Raw genomic sequence first — 16,230 nt, forward strand, 5'->3', positions numbered from 1 at the left:
GCGTACCGCGTGGAGAGGCGGGGCGCGCAGGCTCGGGCTGGCGCGGGCGCGAGTTGCGCGCGAAATCGGGGCCAACCGGGAAACGCCAGCGCGGGCGGTCTACCGTCTCCGAGTTTGCGCTCACCGCGCTGCGCGGGGCGACCGGCTTGCACGCCCGCGCGACACCAGGAGTCAGCACCCCCGATGCCCAAACGCACCGACCTCTCGACCATCCTCGTCCTCGGCTCTGGACCCATCGTGATCGGGCAGGGGTGCGAGTTCGACTACTCGGGCACGCAGGCGTGCAAGGCCCTCAAGGCCGAGGGCTACCGGATCGTGCTGGTGAACAGCAACCCGGCGACGATCATGACCGATCCGCAGTTCAGCGATCGGACGTACATCGAGCCCATCACCCCGGAGGCGGTCCGCAAGATCATCGAGAAGGAGCACGCCCGCGGGACGCGGATCGACGCGATCCTGCCGACGCTGGGCGGACAGACGGCCCTCAACTGCGCCTGTGCGTTGTGGGACGACGGCACGCTGCGCGAGTTCGGGATCGAGATGATCGGGGCGAACCGCGAGGTGATCCACCGGGCCGAGGACCGCCAGACGTTCAAGGAGATCGTGACCGGGCTGGGGCTGGCGATGCCCCGGGCCCGCACCGTGCAGACGCTGGAAGAGGCCGAGGCGTTCCTGCTGGAGATCGGGCTGCCGGCGATCATCCGCCCGGCGTTCACGCTGGGGGGCACGGGCGGGGGCATCGCGTACAACCGCGAGGAGTTCCGCGACATCGTGCAGCGGGGCCTGGCCGCCAGCATGATCCGCCAGGTGCAGATCGACCAGAGCGTAATCGGCTGGAAGGAGTTCGAGCTCGAGGTGGTGCGCGACCGCACCGACAACTGCATCATCGTCTGCGGCATCGAGAACATCGACCCGATGGGCGTGCACACGGGCGACTCGATCACCGTCGCGCCGATCCTGACGCTGACGGACAAGGAATACCAGGCGATGCGCGACGCCGCGTTCGCGATCATGCGGGCGGTGGGCGTGGAGACCGGCGGGAGCAACGTGCAGTTCGCCGTGAACCCGGACCCCGCGCCCGGGCCCGACGGGACGCGCCCCTTCGAGATGGTCGTCGTCGAGATGAACCCGCGCGTCTCGCGCAGCAGCGCGCTCGCGAGCAAGGCGACGGGGTTCCCCATCGCGAAGATCGCCGCGAAGCTCGCGATCGGCTACACGCTCGACGAGCTGAAGAACGACATCACGGGCACGACGAGCGCGTGCTTCGAGCCGGCGATCGACTACGTCGTCACGAAGATCCCGCGCTGGACGTTCGAGAAGTTCCCCGAGGCCGACGAGACGCTCACCACGCAGATGAAGTCCGTCGGCGAGGTGATGGCCATCGGGCGCACCTTCAAGGAGAGCTTCCAGAAGGCGATCCGCTCGCTCGATGTCAAACGCTACGGGCTCGGGCTCGACCGCAACGACAAGTGGCTCGCGGCGATGCGCGCGGTCGAGCACGACCAGCTCGTGCTCGACGTGATGGGCCCGGGCGCCGCCCCCGCACGCCGGGGCGAGCAGCCCGCGGCCCCGCACGACGGCGCCCACAGCCCCACGGGCCTGCGCACCGCCGACGGCCAGCCCATCGAGTGGCCCATCCCGCTCGACAAGCTCTCGCGCAAGCTGAGCGTGCCCAGCCAGGGGCGGATCTACTACATCCGCTACGCGTTCAAGATGGGCTGGTCGGTCGAGCGCGTGCGGGCGCTCACGCGGATCGACCCGTTCTTCCTCGAGCAGATCCGCGAGCTCGTGGAGTTCGAGGACACGCTGTGCGACTCCAAGTCGCTCGACGACGTGCCCGCCGAGGTGCTCTTCCGCGCCAAGCAGATGGGGTACAGCGACGCGCAGCTCGCGAACCTGTACCTGGGCTCGCTGACGACGGACACGATCCTGCAGGTGCGGGCGCGCCGTCGCGCGCTGGGCGTCGAGCCGGTGTTCAAGCTGGTCGACACGTGCGCCGCGGAGTTCGAGGCCGTCACGCCGTATTACTACAGCACGTACGAGCGGGGCATCCGGCGTGCGTCGGGGGCGCCCGGCGCGAGCGCGGACGACGAGATCCGCCTGACCGAGCGTCCCAAGGTGGTGATCCTGGGGGGCGGGCCCAACCGCGTGGGGCAGGGGATCGAGTTCGACTACTGCTGCTGTCACGCCGCCTTCGCCGCGAAGGAGCTCGGCTTCGAAAGCGTGATGATCAACTGCAACCCCGAGACGGTCAGCACCGACTACGACACGAGCGACCTGCTCTTCTTCGAGCCCCTCACGCTCGAGGACACGCTGAACGTGATCGAGCGGCTGGGCGGGGGGCGCGGGCTGGTGCGCGGCACGATCGTGCAGTTCGGCGGGCAGACGCCCCTCAACCTCGCGAAGGGCCTGGTCGGCGCGGGCGTCCCGATCATCGGCACGAGCCTGGACTCGATCGACCGCGCCGAGGACCGCAAGCGGTTCGACGAGGTGCTCTCGCGCCTCGGGTTGTCGCGTCCGCCCGCGGGCATGGCGCGCTCGCTCGACGAGGCCGTGCGCGAGGCCAAGCGCATCGGCTACCCCGTGCTCCTCCGCCCGAGTTACGTGCTGGGCGGGCGCGGCATGGAGATCTGCCCCGACGAGCGGGCGCTGCTCAGCTTCATCACGACCGCGCTCGAATCCAGCGGCATGGACGAGGCGCCCGTGCTCATCGACAAGTTCCTCGCCGGCGCCACCGAGGTCGATGTCGACGTCGTCGCCGACTTCCGCGAGGGACCGGGCTCGGGCGAGGCGCCCGGCTCGCGGGGAAGCCTCCACACGCCCGTCGCGGTGGTCTGCGGCGTGATGGAGCAGATCGAGCACGCGGGCATCCACTCGGGCGACTCGGCGTGCACGCTGCCCCCCGCGTCGCTCCCGCCGGCGATCATCACGCGGATCGAGTCGCTCGCGCGCGACATGGCGCGCGAGCTGCGCGTCTGCGGGCTGATGAACCTGCAACTGGCGATCAAGGACGGGGAGATCTTCGTGCTCGAGGTCAACCCCCGCGCGAGCCGCACCGTGCCCTTCGTGAGCAAGGTGACGCACACGCCCTGGCCGGCGATCGCGGCCAAGTGCATGATGGGCGCGCCGCTGTCGGGCGTGCCGGGGTTGCCGGGGCCCGCCAAGCCCGGCGCCGCGCCCTCGTACTGGGCGGTGAAGGAGTCGGTCTTCCCGTTCGGCAAGTTCCCGGGCGTCGACGTCGTGCTCGGGCCGGAGATGCGCAGCACGGGCGAGGTGATGGGCATCGACGCGAGCCTGCCCATCGCCTTCGCCAAGAGCCAGATGGGCGCCGGGCAGCGGCTTCCCACCGACCCCGCCAAGGGCGCCGTCTTCGTCTCGGTGCGCGAGCAGGACCGCGCGTCCATCGTCGACCCCGTGCGCCTGCTCATCGACCAGGGCTTCACGGTGTACGCGACCGACGGGACGGCGGCGTACCTCGCGGCGCACGGCGTCTCGCCGCGGGTGCTGCAGAAGATCGGCGCGGGGGCGCGCCCGAACGTGCTCGACCTCATGCACAACGGGCAGATCGCGCTCATCATCAACACGCCGACGCGGACGGGCTGGCAGACCGACGAGGGACGCATCCGCTCCACCGCCGTGCGGCTCAACATCCCGATGATCTCGACCACCACCGCCGCCGCCGCCGCCGCCCGCGCGATCGAGGCGACCCGGGCCCGCGGGTGGGACGTGGCGGCGTTGCAGGACTACGCGCCGCCCCGTGCCGCCACGCTCGTGGAGCCCGTGCTCCGCCCCGCCGGGTCGGCGCGGTAGATCAGAGCCGCGGGTTGCCCAGACTGCCATCTTGGCGCGCGCGTTGTTTCATGCGTGAGCGATCCGTGTCGTGCGTCGCTCTTCCCGTGCCGGACAACACACCACCGGCACAAGGGAGAATCGCACATGTTCAACAGGATCGCCAGTGTTACAACGACCGTTCTGCTCGCGTCCGTGGCCTCGGCCGCCGTCACCGGAGTCGCCGGGCAGGCGACGCTCGTGGGCGCCCCGCCCATCGCCAACTTCCCCCCGCTCAGCGGGCCCAACGCCTTCGTGTGGGACGAGCAGCAGAACTCTTCGAACTCCGCGGGCACGCTGTGCGACATGACGCTCAACCCCTCCTCGTCCGTGCTGCCCACGCCCGGCCCGGTCTTCGGCCCCGTCGACAGCCACTTCATCCACATCGCGAACTTCACCGGCACCTCCACCATCGGCACCGTCTTCTACAGCAACCCGATCATCGGCGTCATCTACAACGACCAGTGGCTCGACATTTCCGACATCCCCCTGGGCGCGCCCGGCACGGCGTACCCCACGGGGCAGCCCCTCCGCGGCATGCAGGCCGGTGTCGTGCAGATCAACGCCAACGTCCTGCGGTTCGACATCCCCGCGACGCCCGGCGCTGCCGAGATCACGCAGATCCGCGTCCTCACCCGCCCTGTGCCGACGCCCGGTGCGCTCGCCTTGGCCGGGCTGGGCGGGATCGTCGCCGTCCGCCGCCGCCGCGGCGCCTGATCGCGTGACATTGATGTTCCGCGGCGCGTCCCGGAGGGGGGGCCGCCCGGACGAATCGGGGGCGGCTCAGGCGACGGCCGAGCCCGCCCCTTTTTTCGTGCGTCTGCCGGCCCGGGGCGGGGCGTGCGGGACGCTCTCCGACGACGCGGGCGCTTTGGAGAGGTGAGCCGCCGTGAAGAGCTTGCCCGTGCTATCGCGCTCCCATGTCCACGCCTTGCCGTGGCGCAACTCGTACGACGCCCACATCTCGAACCAGTAGCTGCGGAAGGCCTGGTCGCCGAAGGGCGCGAAGTGGTCGTGCACGCGCTTCATGACCTGCGCGGGCGTGCCGCGGAACCCGAGCACCGCGCGCCCGTGACGCACGCTCTCGGTGTCGAGCGGGAGGCGGTTGTACCGACCGAGCAGTTGCAAAATGTTCGCGGCGGCGTACGGGCCCACGCCGGGCAGGTCGAGCAATGCGGCGTGCAGCGCGTCGTCGGGCGTCGCGGGGTCCTCGAACCACGCCAGGTCCAGGCCGCCCCGGGCGGGAGAGGCCGTGAAGAGGCGCGCGAGTTCGACGAGGCGCGCGTCGCGATAGCCCACGCGGCACCGGGCGCGGAGCGTCTGCACGCGGGCGCGCGCGAGTCGCTGCGCGGGCGGAAAAGTCCGGGGCGAGCCGCGCGGAGCGCCGGCCTGCGTCGGGGCGGGCTCGCCCAGCACCTCGCACAGGCGCCGGTTCATCTGCACGGTGCCCGGCCACGTCACGTTACAGCTCGTCACCGTCTTGACCACGTCCTCGAAGAACGTGGGCGAGCGGAACAGGCGCCCGTGCCCGGTGGCGCGCCAGCGCGGGTCCAGGTCGTGGAACCGGCGGATCGTCGATTCGTCCTCGTCCAGACGCAGCATCCGCGTGAGTTGTGCGCGCACCTCGCGCTTGCCCGACGCGTCGAGCGTGCGCGTCAGCCCCACGCGCAGCGGCGTGCCGACGCCGCCCGGCTGCGTGACACGCACCCCCACGACGCCCGACGAGAGGCGCAAGGGGCGGACGAGGGCCTGCTCCCGCACGACCCAGTGGTTGGGCGCGAGCAGGAAGTAGCCGTACGAGCAGCAGTCGCGCGGGAGGCTGTAGTCGCCGGGCGTCGGGATGCGGATCGTGGGCACGCGCGGCTCCGCCGGGGTCGGGTCAGGCCGTCAGCCGGATCGACGCGGGGAACAGGTAGGTCGCGAGGTTCACGCACAGGCGGTCCGAGAGGCGCGCGTACGCCTCGTACTCCTGGTCGAGCTGCACGCGCACCTCGCTCTCGGTGATCCCCGCGCCGGGCAGCATCCCTCGCCCGCTGGCCAGGAACGCGTCGAGCATCGGACGGTCGCACTCGAAGTGCGCCAGGCTCGCGAACGTGCGCAGGCCCACCCGGAACATCGCGTGGGGCGTGCCGCGCGCCGAGGCCAGCAGCGTCGCGCCCGCCGGGGGCGTGCGGACTTCCTGCCCGCACGTGAAGAACTGCGGGCTGCTCCACGCGATGCCCGCCAGCAGCACGTCCGTCTGGCCCGCGGTCGAGATGCTCAGCGGGTACATGCCCAGCGCCGGCTTCTCGCGCGGCGCCACCACGCCCCCCAGCGCGTGGGCGATGAGCTGCGCCCCCAGGCAGATGCCGATCAGCGGCACCGCACGCTCGTGCGCCCGCCTGATCAACGCCGCCTCCGCCTGCATCCACGGGTAGTTGGCGATGTCCGTGACGTTCTGCGGCCCGCCGAGCAGCACGAGCCCGTGCACGTTGTCGAGATCGCCCGGGACGCCCCGCGGCGAGCCCGGGGGGTGCAGGTCCGGACGGCGAATGTCGAGACGGAACCCGTGGTCGCGGAGGGTGGCGCCGAGCCGGCCGGGTCGCCCGAGGTCACTGTGCTGGAGCACGACGATGTTCATGGGGCCGATGATACGGAACCCGGAGGCGGGCGGCGCAGTACGATGGACCGGCACCCCGCCCGCCCGGAGGACCGCCCCCCATGATGCCCCGCACCGCCCGCGACGTCTTCGCGCTGCGCCGACTCGTGCTGACGCTGCTGCGCGCCGGGAGCGTCGTGCTCGTTGCGTGGGGCGCGTTCCTCGTGTTCCACCGCGTGCTGTTCGCGGGCTTGTCGGGCATGGGTGTCGTCGACATGCTCCAGACGTGGGAGGGCATCGGCGAGCAGCACGGGTTCTACCGGGGCGTCGGGCTTGTCGTGGTCGGGGGCGTGCTGGCGGGCACGTCGGGCGTGCTCGCCCGGTGGATCGTCGCGTACGCCCCGTACTGCTGTCCCTCGTGCGGGTACGGCGTGCCGAAGGTTGACGACGCGGCCCGCTGCCCGGAATGCGGCGTGCCCGAGGTGTTCGCGCGACAGGCGCCGGAGGACCGCTCATGAACGAGCCGCAGTTGCCGCGCCGTCGCGCGATGGGCGCGATCGCGCTCGGGCTGGCCGGGCTGGCGCACGGGTGCGTGCCCCGCATTACCACGATCCGGCGCGAGCCGCCAGCGCCACCACCCCCGCCCGCGCCGCCAGCGCCATCTCCGCCACCGACGTCCCCGCCCCCGCCGCCCCCGCCGCCCCCGCAAGCTCCCCGCGCCGGGCTGAAGCCGGTGTACGACTGCACGCTGTGGACCGACAAGCCCGGGGGCGTCATCCCCGGCACGCGCCGGGCGTACATGCCCGACCGCCAGTGGCGCACGAGCGACACGCAGCCCTGCGCGCCGTACGACGCGCGCCGGTGGGAGGCATGGCTGCGTGCGCTCCCGCCCGACAGCGTGGTCGTGGTCGACGAGGAATGCCTGAAGGACAACCCGATGGTGTACTCGCGCGAGCAGGTGCTGCGCGAGCTCGCGAACCGGCTGGAGTTGCACCGGGTCATCCGCCGCGTGCGTCCGGACCTGCGCAACAGCGATTGTTTCGGGCCCTGCCCGCTCGTCGAGCAGGCGGGGGCGGTGTGGAACGACGCGAAGCGCCTCGCGCAGTGGCGCGCGGCCAACGACCTCACGATGCCCTACATCCTGCCGCACCTCGCGATGGTCGCGGTGGAGCTGTACTTCTTCAAGCGGCCGGGCAAGCCGATCCGCGCGACGTACGAGGAAGACCTGCGCGCGCTGATCGAGGTCAACGCCGCCGAGGTGCGCCGGCACGCGGGCTCACGCCCCACCCTGGGCGTGGTCTGGCTGCGCACGCGGGGCGACCAGGGCGCGAACTGGGGGCGCTACGTCGGCGATGATCTCGCGCGACTCATGCTCGACGAAACCGCCCGCCTGTTCGACGGCGTGGTGCTCTGGGATCGCAAGTTCCGCGACGACGGCACCGACCTGGGCGCCATGAAGTACGACGAGACCGACCCGGCCCTCGCCGCCACCCTGCGCTGGCTGCGCACCCGCACCGTCTGACGCTCAGGACCCCACGAAGCCGATGGCCTCGGCGATGATCGTGACGCCGGGCGTCACGCACTCGGCCGCCATCGACTCGTAGCACCCGGACTCGACCCCGCACTCGTCGAGCGCGAAGCACGTCGCGAGCGCCATGGCCTCTTCGGGCGACGCGGGCAGCAGCTCGCGCGGGCCGTCCAACGCCACCACGAGCATCAGCGACCCGCCGTCCGCGCAGCGTCGGTCCCACGCGGCCTTGATGAGCCGCTCGCGGTCGAGGTGCTCGATCGCTACGCCCGCGAGCGCGTCGGGCTCCCACACCACGCAGTCGCAGCGCGAGTCCGGCTGGCGGAAGACGGCGAGCAGCATCGGCGAGTTCGTCGCGGGGTGACTTGGCGTGGCACCGTCCGCGGTCGTGGTGACCACGCGCCCGGCTCCGGGCGCCGGGGCTTCTCCGCGAGTGATGTCGTTCACGATCCCCGACGCGTCGGCGCGTGCCCCCGGCTCCCCGGGAGCCACAGGCGCCGGGCCGGCGACAGGCCAGAACAGCCCCACCGCCACCGCCGCGGCGGCGGCGAGCCCGGCCCCGACGCGCAGCACGCCCGCCAGCGACCACCCGCGGCCCGCCCGCGCGGCGTCCGGGAACTGCATCGCCGGAGCGCCCTCGTGCTCCAGCGTCTCGGCTTCGACCGCCATCGACACCAGTTGCAGGACGCGTTCGTCGTTCATGGCGAGCCTCCGCTGAGTTGTTCGGCCTGGGGCCCGGGGCGCTCGTCGGATTCGTCGCGATACCCCCGGCGGGCCAGCAGGCGCCGGAGTTTCGCGACCGCGCTCTTGCGGGCCTGGTGGGCCGTGCTGGGCGAGATCCGCAGGCGCTCGGCGATCGTTCGGTCCGTCGCGCCCTCGCCGGCGAGGCGGAGCACCCAGCGTTCCTGTTCGGAGAGGTCGCCCGCGCGTCCGTCCATGGCTTCCCGGACGCACTGAAGGGCACCGGAGAGGTGGGCCGCGTCCGTCGAGGATCCCGCGTCGTCGCCGGGAAGGTCGGGCAGGGGCGCGCCCCCGGGGCGCGAGGCGCCCCGCAGGTGTCGCAGCCACATGTGGTGGGCGATGGCGTACACGAACGTCGAGAGGGCGGCCCGGTCGGGGTCGTACCGCCCCTGCGTGCACGCTTCCCACGCGGCGCTCCACGTCCGCTGGCAGAGATCCTCGACCAGCGCACGATCCCGCGAGCGCGTGCCGAACAGCCGGCGCAGCCCCGGGGCGAGCCGGTCGTGGGCGCGCTGGAAGGCGTCGGGGTCTCCCGCCGCGGCCCGGCGGGCGTCCGACGCGAGATCGTCCGACGGGGAACCTCCCCGCGGGCGCTCGGCGGAACCTCCGGGGGGCGGGTGATTCATGCGGGGCGTTATTCCCGGGGCGAGACGATGCGCTCGTCGCGGTATGTCCGGTTCGTGAGCGCGTCGGCGATCTCGACCCGAAGCACGAGGACGCGCCCGGGGGCGTCCGGCGCGGGCAGTTCCACCTCGTACCGCGCGCCCAGCAGGCCCGTGCGGTACGCGTCGCGAAGCTGCGCGGGCGAGAGCGATTCAACCGCGATCCGCCGGGGCTCGCCCGCACTCCCCGTCTCGATGCCCGCCGGGAGCGCCAGCACCTCCACACGCGCCACGCCCGCGATCTGCACGAAGCGGTTGCGTCCGTCGAGCGGCGTAAAGCCCACGACGACCGCCGCCCGCCCGTCGGGCGTGCGCAGCGGGCCGGACGAGTCGTCGATCGCCACGCCCACGCACACCGGGAGGGCGTCGAGCGCCCGCGCGTCGTGCAGGATCGAGCCCGCGCGGGCGGCCTCGGCGAGCTTCACTTCGCGCTCGCGCGCCTCGCCCTCCAGCGTCCGCACGCGGTCCTGCAGCGCGAGCACCTCCCGGCGCAGGCGGTCGTTCTCGGCGAAGGGGGAGCGTTCGCCGCCCACGGTGCACGCCCCGGGGGCGAGCACGAGCGGCAGCAGCAGCAGCGGCGGGCGTCGCATGCGCCAGCGTATGCGGGGCGACGGGGGCGCCGGACGATCAGCCGTCGACGTCGGGCTGGGGCGAGGTCTTGATCATGGGCATCCGGGTCAGGATCTTGTCGACCAGCCCGTAGTCCAGCATCTCGCGCTCGTCGAGCCACTTGTTGCGGTCGCAGTCCAGCGCGATGCGGTCCAGCGGCTGGCCGGAGGCGTCGGCGTAGATGCGGTAGAGGCGGTCGCGGATGCGGAGCATCTCGCGCGCCTCGATCTCGATGTCCGTCGCCTGTCCCTCCATGACGCCCCCCAGCAGCGGCTGGTGCATCAGGTTGCGGGCGTTGGGCAGCGTGTAGCGCTTGCCCTTCGTGCCGCACGCGGCGATGATCGAGCCCATCGAGGCGGCCTGCCCGATGATGTACGTCGAGACGTCGCACTGCACGAACTTCATGGTGTCGATGATCGACAGCCCCGCCGAGACCGACCCGCCGGGCGAGTTCACGTACAGGTGAATGTCGTTCTTGGGGTCCTCGTTGGCGAGGAAGAGCATCTGCGCAACGATGAGGTTGGCGATGTCGTCGTTCACGGGCCCGCCGAGGAACACGATGCGGTCCTTGAGCAGGCGCGAGTAGATGTCGTACGCGCGCTCGCCCTTGGCCGACTTCTCGATGACGATGGGAACCAGGTATCCGGACATGGGGACCTCGGGGTGCGTCGCCGGGGGGCGCGACGCGGGATGAGTTTCAGCGGACGCCGGGGATCACGTTGGACGCCGACTTCTGGGGCTCGTTCAGGACCTCGTCCGCCAGGCCGTAGCGCACGGCCTCTTCCGCGGTGAAGTACCGGTCGCGCTCGCTGTCGCGCTGGATGTTGTCCACGGGCTGCCCCGTGCACTGCGAGAGAATGCGGTTGAGCTCGGCCTTGGCCTTGAGGATCTGCTCGGCCTGGATGCGGATGTCCTCGGCCTGGCCCGTCACGCCCCCGTAGGGCTGGTGGATCATCACCTTCGCATGCGGGAGCATGTACCGGCGCCCCTTCGCCCCGGCCGTCAGCAGCACCGCCGCCCCGCTGTATGCCCGCCCCAGGCAGTACGTGGAGATCGGCGAGGCCAGGAACCGCATCGTGTCGTAGATCGCCAGCGTGTCGTCCACCGCGCCGCCGGGCGAGTTGATGTACAGGTTGATGTCCTTGCCCCGACCGGTGTTGTCGAGGTACAGCATCTGCATCATCACCCGGGCCGCGGAGCCCTGGTTGATCTCGCCGATGAGGAAGACGATCCGATTTTCAAGCAGAAGCTCGTCGATCGTCATCTCGCGCGTGCGCTGGTACGTGACGCTGGCTGCGGGCATGTCGTTCTCCGCGCCCCGTGCGGGGCGTGCATATCGGACCCGGCCGATGGTAGACGGCGCGGGGGCCGGCCCTGTATCGGCCCGCGCCCGGCCCGCGCTTATGCGAGCACACGAGGCTCGCGCGGCGCCGCGACGCCTGCCCGCTCCTACCGGCAACCGGCGTGCCGGACTCTCCGCGCGCCCCGCACGCCCCCGCGGGCTCGCCCATGCCCCCGCGCGGTCGGGGCCGGCTCGACCGTCTGCCGGAACGGCAGGCGAGACCGATCTCGTGCGCCCGCGCGCCGGGCGCGCCGCCGTTCCCCTAGAATCCCCCCACGCCTTTTCCGGAATCACCTTCGTGCCCACCGCGGTCATCAGCGACGTTCACGCCAACGCCCCCGCGCTCAAGGTCGTCCTCGGCGACATCGAGCGCCGGGGTATCTCGCGGATCATCTGCCTCGGCGACACCGTCGGCTACGGGCCTGATCCCCTCGAGTGCGTCGACCTCGTCCGCGCCCGCTGCGACTGGGCGCTCATGGGCAACCACGACTACGGCGTGCTCTACGAGCCCACCAACTTCAACCCCGGCGCCGAATCCGCCGCCTTCTGGACGCGCGAGCAGTTCGACAAGGAGCCCGACCCCACGCTCCGGGCCCAGCGGTACGACTTCCTCAACCGCCTCAAGGTCCGCGTGGTCGAGCGCATCGGCCCGGACGGCGCCGAGCCCCTGACCGCCGCCAACGACAAGTCGGGGATCCCCCTGCTCGCGGTGCACGGCTCGCCCCGACGCCCCATCAACGAGTACATCTTCCCCGACGACGCGGTGAACTCGCCCGACAAGCTCGAGAGCATCTTCGACCGCGTGCAGCGCATCTGCTTCGTCGGGCACACGCACGTGCCGGGCGTCTTCACCGACGAGCCCGACTTCTACCCGCCGGCCGAACTGGGCGAGGGCGGGTACAGGTTCGTGGAGGGCGAAAAGGCCGTCATCAACGTCGGCAGCGTCGGCCAGCCGCGCGACTTCGACCCGCGAGCCAGCTACGTGATCCTCCACGCGACGCACGTGCAGTTCGTGCGCCTGGAGTACGACGTGCACGCGACGGCGTCCAAGATCAAGGCGATCCCGCAACTGCCCGACTGGCTGGCGGAGCGCCTGTACAAGGGGCAATGATCGCGCCCCGCCGTCGCGACCCGCGCGCGGATTCCTATCCTGCTCCGCCGCGGTCGCCGGCCTTCCGCGGTGCCTCTCTCCCCTCCGACCCAGGACGCCTGACCCCACATGCCCCGACCTCCCAACCGGTTCCTTCGGTTCCTCGTGCCGTTCATCCTCGTCGGGGTGGGGGTCGGCATCGCGTTCGCCTTCTTCCTCAACACGACGAACGCGCAGAAGCGGTCCTCGCCGCAGCCCGCGCCGCAGCAGGCCCAGACCACCCCCACCGCCCCCGCGACCCCGGTGACCACGCCCGGCGCGAGCCCGGACGCCCAAGTTCCGCCGCCCGTCGCGGGTGCCCCGGCCCAGCCCAGCCCCGCGCCGATCCCCGTTCCCGCGGGCACGGCGCCGACGACCCTGGGCACGCTGCGCGTGCGTCCCGGCACGCCGGGCGACATCGGCGCGATCGGCTCGATCGATCCCACGACCAACTACCTGCTGCACGTGCGGTTTTCGAGCACCGGCGCGGGCATCGCCGAGGTGCGCCTGGCCGAGCACCTCGTGTCGATCCGCGACGACACGCGCGTGGTGGCGCAGAGCGAGCACGTCTTCACGTGGAACGGCGTCACGCAGGTCCTGACGCCCATGGCCGCCACCGAGATCGAGATCGGCCGGCCCGGCGAACGCCCGCAGGCGCTGGCGCTCGCGACGACGCCGAGCGGCCCCGCGTGGAGCCCGATCGCGGGCACGCCCGGGGCGGCCGAACTGGTCATCGTGAACGAGCAGGACCAGCCCGTCGTCCGCGTGACGCGTCACTACACGGTCGGGCTGGGCACGTATCAGGTTCACCTGCTGCAGCGCGTCGAGAACCTGTCCGGCGCGCCGCTGGTCGTCCGCCTGTTCCAGATCGGGCCGGTCGACCTGGAGCAGGACCCCGCGACGTACGGCGGGGACAAACGCCGCGTGCGGTTCGGCTATCTCCTCCCCGCGTCGGTCGACCCGGCGCGTCAGACGGTCGTCGCGGACTCGGCGCTGACGTCGCACCCGGGCGCGCTGGGCGAGCGCGACGCCGCGGGCGTGTTCGCGGAGAAATCGGTCTGGCCGAGCGAGGACATCGCGCGCGTCGGGTCGGAGTTGTCGTGGGCGGGCATGACGAACCGCTACTTCGCCGCGGCGGTGCTCCCGATCGTCGACCCCGCCGCACAAGCGCCGGACAAGCGACTGACATGGGTCGGGGGCGTGGCACGCACGGTCCTGGACCGCGGTGGCGGGCAGGAGGTCATGGCGCTGCGACTGGACGGCGCGCCGGTGATGGTCCCGCCCGGCGGGGCCGCGTCGATGGACCTCGCCCTGTTCGCCGGCCCGCTCGATCGCAGCGAGATCAACCAAGAGCCGGCGCTCAAGAGCGTGGGGCTCGCGGGGATCGTGGTGTACAACTTCGGCGAGATGTGCGGCTTCTGCACGTTCGGGCCGATCACGAGCCTGCTGCTGGGGCTGCTGCACGTTCTGCACGACTACCTGTTCCAGGACTGGTCGCTGGCGATCATCTTCCTCGTGGTCATCGTGCGCACGTGCCTGCACCCGGTGACGCGCTGGTCGCAGATCCGCATGGCCGTCTTCGGCAAGCAGATGCAGGGCATGGCGCCCAAGCAGAAGGAACTGCAGGAGAAGTTCAAGGGCGACCCCAAGCGCCTCCAGGAGGAAACCGCCCGCCTGTGGCGCGAAGAGGGCATCAGCCCGGCGGGCTTCCTGGGCTGCCTGCCGGCGTTCCTGCAGACCCCCGTGTGGATCGCGCTGTACGCGACGCTCTACTTCGCGGTCGAACTGCGCCATCATCCGGCGTTCTACGGGCTCTTCCAGGTGCAGCCCCAGTCGTCCCCGTTCTGGCAGTTCCTGGGCGACCTCTCGGTCTCCGACCGCTTCGTGTACTTCGGCAAGGTGCTCTTCGAGATCCCGCTGCTCGGGCCGATCGACTCCATCAACCTTTTGCCGATCGTCCTGGGCATCGTGTTCTTCATCCAGCAGAAGTACATCCAGCCGCCCTCCGCCGCCACGCTGACGCCCGAGCAGCAGCTCCAGCAGAAGATGATGAAGTGGATGATGGTGGTGATGTTCCCGCTGTTCATGTACAACGCGCCCAGCGGGCTGGCGCTCTACTTCGTCACGAACTCGGCGCTGGCGATTCTCGAGAGCAAGTGGATCCGGGCGCACATGGAGAAGCACGGGATGCTCGACCTGGACAAGATCCGGGCCGCCCGCAACGCGGCCCGGGCGCAGGGCGTGGGCACGTCGATGATCGACCGCAAGCACCCCGGCGCCCAGTCTGCTGGAGCCAGGAAGCCCGAGGGGTTCTTCGCCCGCCTGCAGCGCCAGCTCGAGGAGCGCCAGAAAGAAGCCCAGAAGCAGGCGATGCGCGATGCGAAGCGCCCGCCCGGACGCAAGAAGGCGTAGCGCCCGGGCCAGCACGCCGGCGCACGCCGGACGGATGAACCCCTGCCCACGCTCGACGACACCATCTTCGCCCGCTCGTCGGCGCCCGCCCACGGGGCGCGTGCGCTGATCCGCGTGTGCGGGCCCGGCGTGCGTGGGCTGGCCTCCCGGCTGCTCGACCCCCCGCCGCCCGCGCGCGGGGCGCACCGCGCGCGCCTGCGCGCCCGGGGGTGGTCGCTGCCGGTGCTCGTCGCGCGGTACGACGCGCCGCGTTCGTACACCGGCGAGGACGTGCTGGAGATCGTGTTGCCCGGCAACCCCGCGCTCGTGGAGCGTGTGCTCCTCACGCTCGGCGCGGCCGAGGGCATGCGCGCCGCCGGGCCCGGCGAGTTCACCGCCCGGGCGTTCCTCCGCGGGCGTCTGACGCTGGACCAGGCCGAGGGCGTGGGCGCGCTCATCGCCGCGGCAACGCAAGACGAGCTCGACGCGGCGCGTTCGCTCCTCAGCGGGCAGACGGGGGCCGCGTACCGCGCGTGGGCCGACGAACTGACGACGCTGCTGGCGCTGGTGGAAAGCGGGATCGACTTCACCGATCAGGAGGACGTCCGCCCGATCGACCCGGACGCGCTCGCGGCGCGTCTGGACGCGCTGCGCGCCGACGTCCGATCGCACGTGGGCGCCGCGCGGGGGCGAGCCTCGGAGGACGCGCTGCCGCTGGTGGTGCTCGCGGGCGCACCGAACGCGGGGAAGTCGACGCTGTTCAACGCGCTGCTGGGGCGTCGCCGGGCGGTTGCCTCGCCGCACGCGGGCACGACGCGCGACGTGCTGGTCGAGTCGCTGGACCTTTCGTCGGCGTCGCCCGGGGCGGGCGTCGTGCGCCTCGCCGACCTCGCCGGGCTCGACGACACCGCGGGCGCATCCCACGCCCCGTCGGGCGGTGTCGACGCGCTCGCGCAGCACGCGGCCCGCGAGACGCTGCACGCGGCCGACGTCGTCGTCTGGTGCGACCCCACCGGGCGATTCGCCACCGACGCGCGACCGCCCACGCCCGCGCCGCTGCTGCTGGCGCGCACATTCGCGGACCAGCACGCGACGCCGAGCGCGGCCCCGGTGCTGGACGTCGGCGCGCTCGACGGGCGCGGGCTCGCGGCGCTCGGGCGCGCGATCGCCGGGGCGGTGGGCTCGGCACGTGCCGCCTCGCTCGCGTCGCTGCTGCCCCGGCACCGCGACGCGATGCACGAACTGCTCGACGCGCTCGACGACGCCGGGCGTCTGTCGCCGCGCCTGGCGGCACGTCCGGACGAGGTGGCCTTCGCGCTGCGCCGGGCGCTGGACGGGGCGGGTGCGCTGTGCGGGCGCGTGGACGCCGACGAGGTGCTGGGCCGCGTGTTCGCGTCGTTCTGCGTGGGGAAGTAGCGTCGG

Annotated in this window: 14 protein-coding genes; 7 read left to right on the forward strand and 7 right to left on the reverse strand. The window is 72.0% G+C overall.

Features of this window, described 5'->3' with window-relative positions:
• The first annotated feature begins 183 nt into the window (after positions 1 to 183).
• Together carB and SFY69_06910 are read left to right on the forward strand one after the other, a co-directional pair.
• Positions 184 to 3,810 (forward strand): carbamoyl-phosphate synthase large subunit, encoded by a 3,627-nt coding sequence (carB, locus tag SFY69_06905; GenBank protein ID MDX2131762.1) that lies wholly within the window; start codon positions 184 to 186, stop codon positions 3,808 to 3,810.
• Positions 3,811 to 3,936: 126 nt separating this feature from the next.
• Positions 3,937 to 4,545, forward strand: coding sequence for a hypothetical protein (locus SFY69_06910; GenBank protein ID MDX2131763.1), 609 nt, complete (start codon positions 3,937 to 3,939; stop codon positions 4,543 to 4,545).
• Between the two features lie 66 nt (positions 4,546 to 4,611).
• Here the strand turns inward: SFY69_06910 and SFY69_06915 are convergent, their stop codons facing one another.
• Positions 4,612 to 5,685 (reverse strand): hypothetical protein, encoded by a 1,074-nt coding sequence (locus tag SFY69_06915; GenBank protein ID MDX2131764.1) that lies wholly within the window; start codon positions 5,683 to 5,685, stop codon positions 4,612 to 4,614.
• 22 nt (positions 5,686 to 5,707) lie between these two features.
• On the reverse strand, positions 5,708 to 6,448 hold the full coding sequence (locus SFY69_06920; protein ID MDX2131765.1) for a type 1 glutamine amidotransferase: 741 nt from the start codon (positions 6,446 to 6,448) through the stop codon (positions 5,708 to 5,710).
• A gap of 80 nt (positions 6,449 to 6,528) precedes the next feature.
• On the opposite strand from SFY69_06920, the gene SFY69_06925 reads away from it, so the two are divergent.
• Together SFY69_06925 and SFY69_06930 are read left to right on the forward strand one after the other, a co-directional pair.
• Positions 6,529 to 6,924: a hypothetical protein gene (locus SFY69_06925; GenBank protein ID MDX2131766.1), complete on the forward strand. Its 396-nt coding sequence runs from the start codon at positions 6,529 to 6,531 to the stop codon at positions 6,922 to 6,924.
• Positions 6,921 to 7,928 (forward strand): hypothetical protein, encoded by a 1,008-nt coding sequence (locus SFY69_06930; GenBank protein MDX2131767.1) that lies wholly within the window; start codon positions 6,921 to 6,923, stop codon positions 7,926 to 7,928. The genes SFY69_06925 and SFY69_06930 overlap by 4 nt, the downstream gene beginning before the upstream one ends.
• Positions 7,929 to 7,931: 3 nt before the next feature.
• Here the strand turns inward: SFY69_06930 and SFY69_06935 are convergent, their stop codons facing one another.
• The 5 genes from SFY69_06935 to SFY69_06955 are packed head-to-tail and all read right to left on the reverse strand — an operon-like array spanning position 7,932 to position 11,249.
• A complete protein-coding gene (locus SFY69_06935) occupies positions 7,932 to 8,636 on the reverse strand; it encodes a hypothetical protein (GenBank protein ID MDX2131768.1) in 705 nt (234 codons plus the stop codon).
• Entirely contained in the window at positions 8,633 to 9,301 is a 669-nt protein-coding gene (locus SFY69_06940) for a sigma-70 family RNA polymerase sigma factor (protein MDX2131769.1), read from the reverse strand. Before SFY69_06940 ends, SFY69_06935 begins: the two co-directional genes overlap by 4 nt.
• A gap of 8 nt (positions 9,302 to 9,309) precedes the next feature.
• The gene (locus tag SFY69_06945; GenBank protein ID MDX2131770.1) at positions 9,310 to 9,927 is read right to left on the reverse strand and encodes a hypothetical protein; all 618 of its coding nucleotides are present in this window, start codon (positions 9,925 to 9,927) and stop codon (positions 9,310 to 9,312) included.
• Between the two features lie 37 nt (positions 9,928 to 9,964).
• Positions 9,965 to 10,597, reverse strand: coding sequence for an ATP-dependent Clp protease proteolytic subunit (locus tag SFY69_06950; GenBank protein ID MDX2131771.1), 633 nt, complete (start codon positions 10,595 to 10,597; stop codon positions 9,965 to 9,967).
• A 46-nt stretch (positions 10,598 to 10,643) separates the two neighbouring features.
• Positions 10,644 to 11,249, reverse strand: a complete 606-nt coding sequence (locus tag SFY69_06955; GenBank protein MDX2131772.1) for an ATP-dependent Clp protease proteolytic subunit — start codon at positions 11,247 to 11,249, stop codon at positions 10,644 to 10,646.
• Between the two features lie 337 nt (positions 11,250 to 11,586).
• Here SFY69_06955 and SFY69_06960 point away from each other — a divergent pair, with 337 nt between their 5' ends.
• From SFY69_06960 to SFY69_06970, 3 genes are all read left to right on the forward strand, one after another.
• Positions 11,587 to 12,399, forward strand: a complete 813-nt coding sequence (locus tag SFY69_06960; protein MDX2131773.1) for a metallophosphoesterase family protein — start codon at positions 11,587 to 11,589, stop codon at positions 12,397 to 12,399.
• A 108-nt stretch (positions 12,400 to 12,507) separates the two neighbouring features.
• Positions 12,508 to 14,829, forward strand: coding sequence for a YidC/Oxa1 family insertase periplasmic-domain containing protein (locus SFY69_06965; GenBank protein ID MDX2131774.1), 2,322 nt, complete (start codon positions 12,508 to 12,510; stop codon positions 14,827 to 14,829).
• A 63-nt stretch (positions 14,830 to 14,892) separates the two neighbouring features.
• Positions 14,893 to 16,224 (forward strand): GTPase, encoded by a 1,332-nt coding sequence (locus tag SFY69_06970; GenBank protein ID MDX2131775.1) that lies wholly within the window; start codon positions 14,893 to 14,895, stop codon positions 16,222 to 16,224.
• Positions 16,225 to 16,230: the final 6 nt, after the last annotated feature.

The sequence above is a fragment of the Planctomycetota bacterium genome (assembly GCA_033763975.1).
Lineage (GTDB): Bacteria > Planctomycetota > Phycisphaerae > Phycisphaerales > UBA1924 > RI-211.

Coding starts and splice junctions, on each gene's coding strand:
- carB (MDX2131762.1), top strand. CDS start 184: ATGCCCAAACGCACCGACCTCTCGACCATCCTCGTCCTCGGCTCTGGA.
- SFY69_06910 (MDX2131763.1), top strand. CDS start 3,937: ATGTTCAACAGGATCGCCAGTGTTACAACGACCGTTCTGCTCGCGTCC.
- SFY69_06920 (MDX2131765.1), bottom strand. CDS start 6,448: ATGAACATCGTCGTGCTCCAGCACAGTGACCTCGGGCGACCCGGCCGG.
- SFY69_06925 (MDX2131766.1), top strand. CDS start 6,529: ATGATGCCCCGCACCGCCCGCGACGTCTTCGCGCTGCGCCGACTCGTG.
- SFY69_06930 (MDX2131767.1), top strand. CDS start 6,921: ATGAACGAGCCGCAGTTGCCGCGCCGTCGCGCGATGGGCGCGATCGCG.
- SFY69_06935 (MDX2131768.1), bottom strand. CDS start 8,636: ATGAACGACGAACGCGTCCTGCAACTGGTGTCGATGGCGGTCGAAGCC.
- SFY69_06940 (MDX2131769.1), bottom strand. CDS start 9,301: ATGAATCACCCGCCCCCCGGAGGTTCCGCCGAGCGCCCGCGGGGAGGT.
- SFY69_06945 (MDX2131770.1), bottom strand. CDS start 9,927: ATGCGACGCCCGCCGCTGCTGCTGCTGCCGCTCGTGCTCGCCCCCGGG.
- SFY69_06950 (MDX2131771.1), bottom strand. CDS start 10,597: ATGTCCGGATACCTGGTTCCCATCGTCATCGAGAAGTCGGCCAAGGGC.
- SFY69_06955 (MDX2131772.1), bottom strand. CDS start 11,249: ATGCCCGCAGCCAGCGTCACGTACCAGCGCACGCGCGAGATGACGATC.
- SFY69_06965 (MDX2131774.1), top strand. CDS start 12,508: ATGCCCCGACCTCCCAACCGGTTCCTTCGGTTCCTCGTGCCGTTCATC.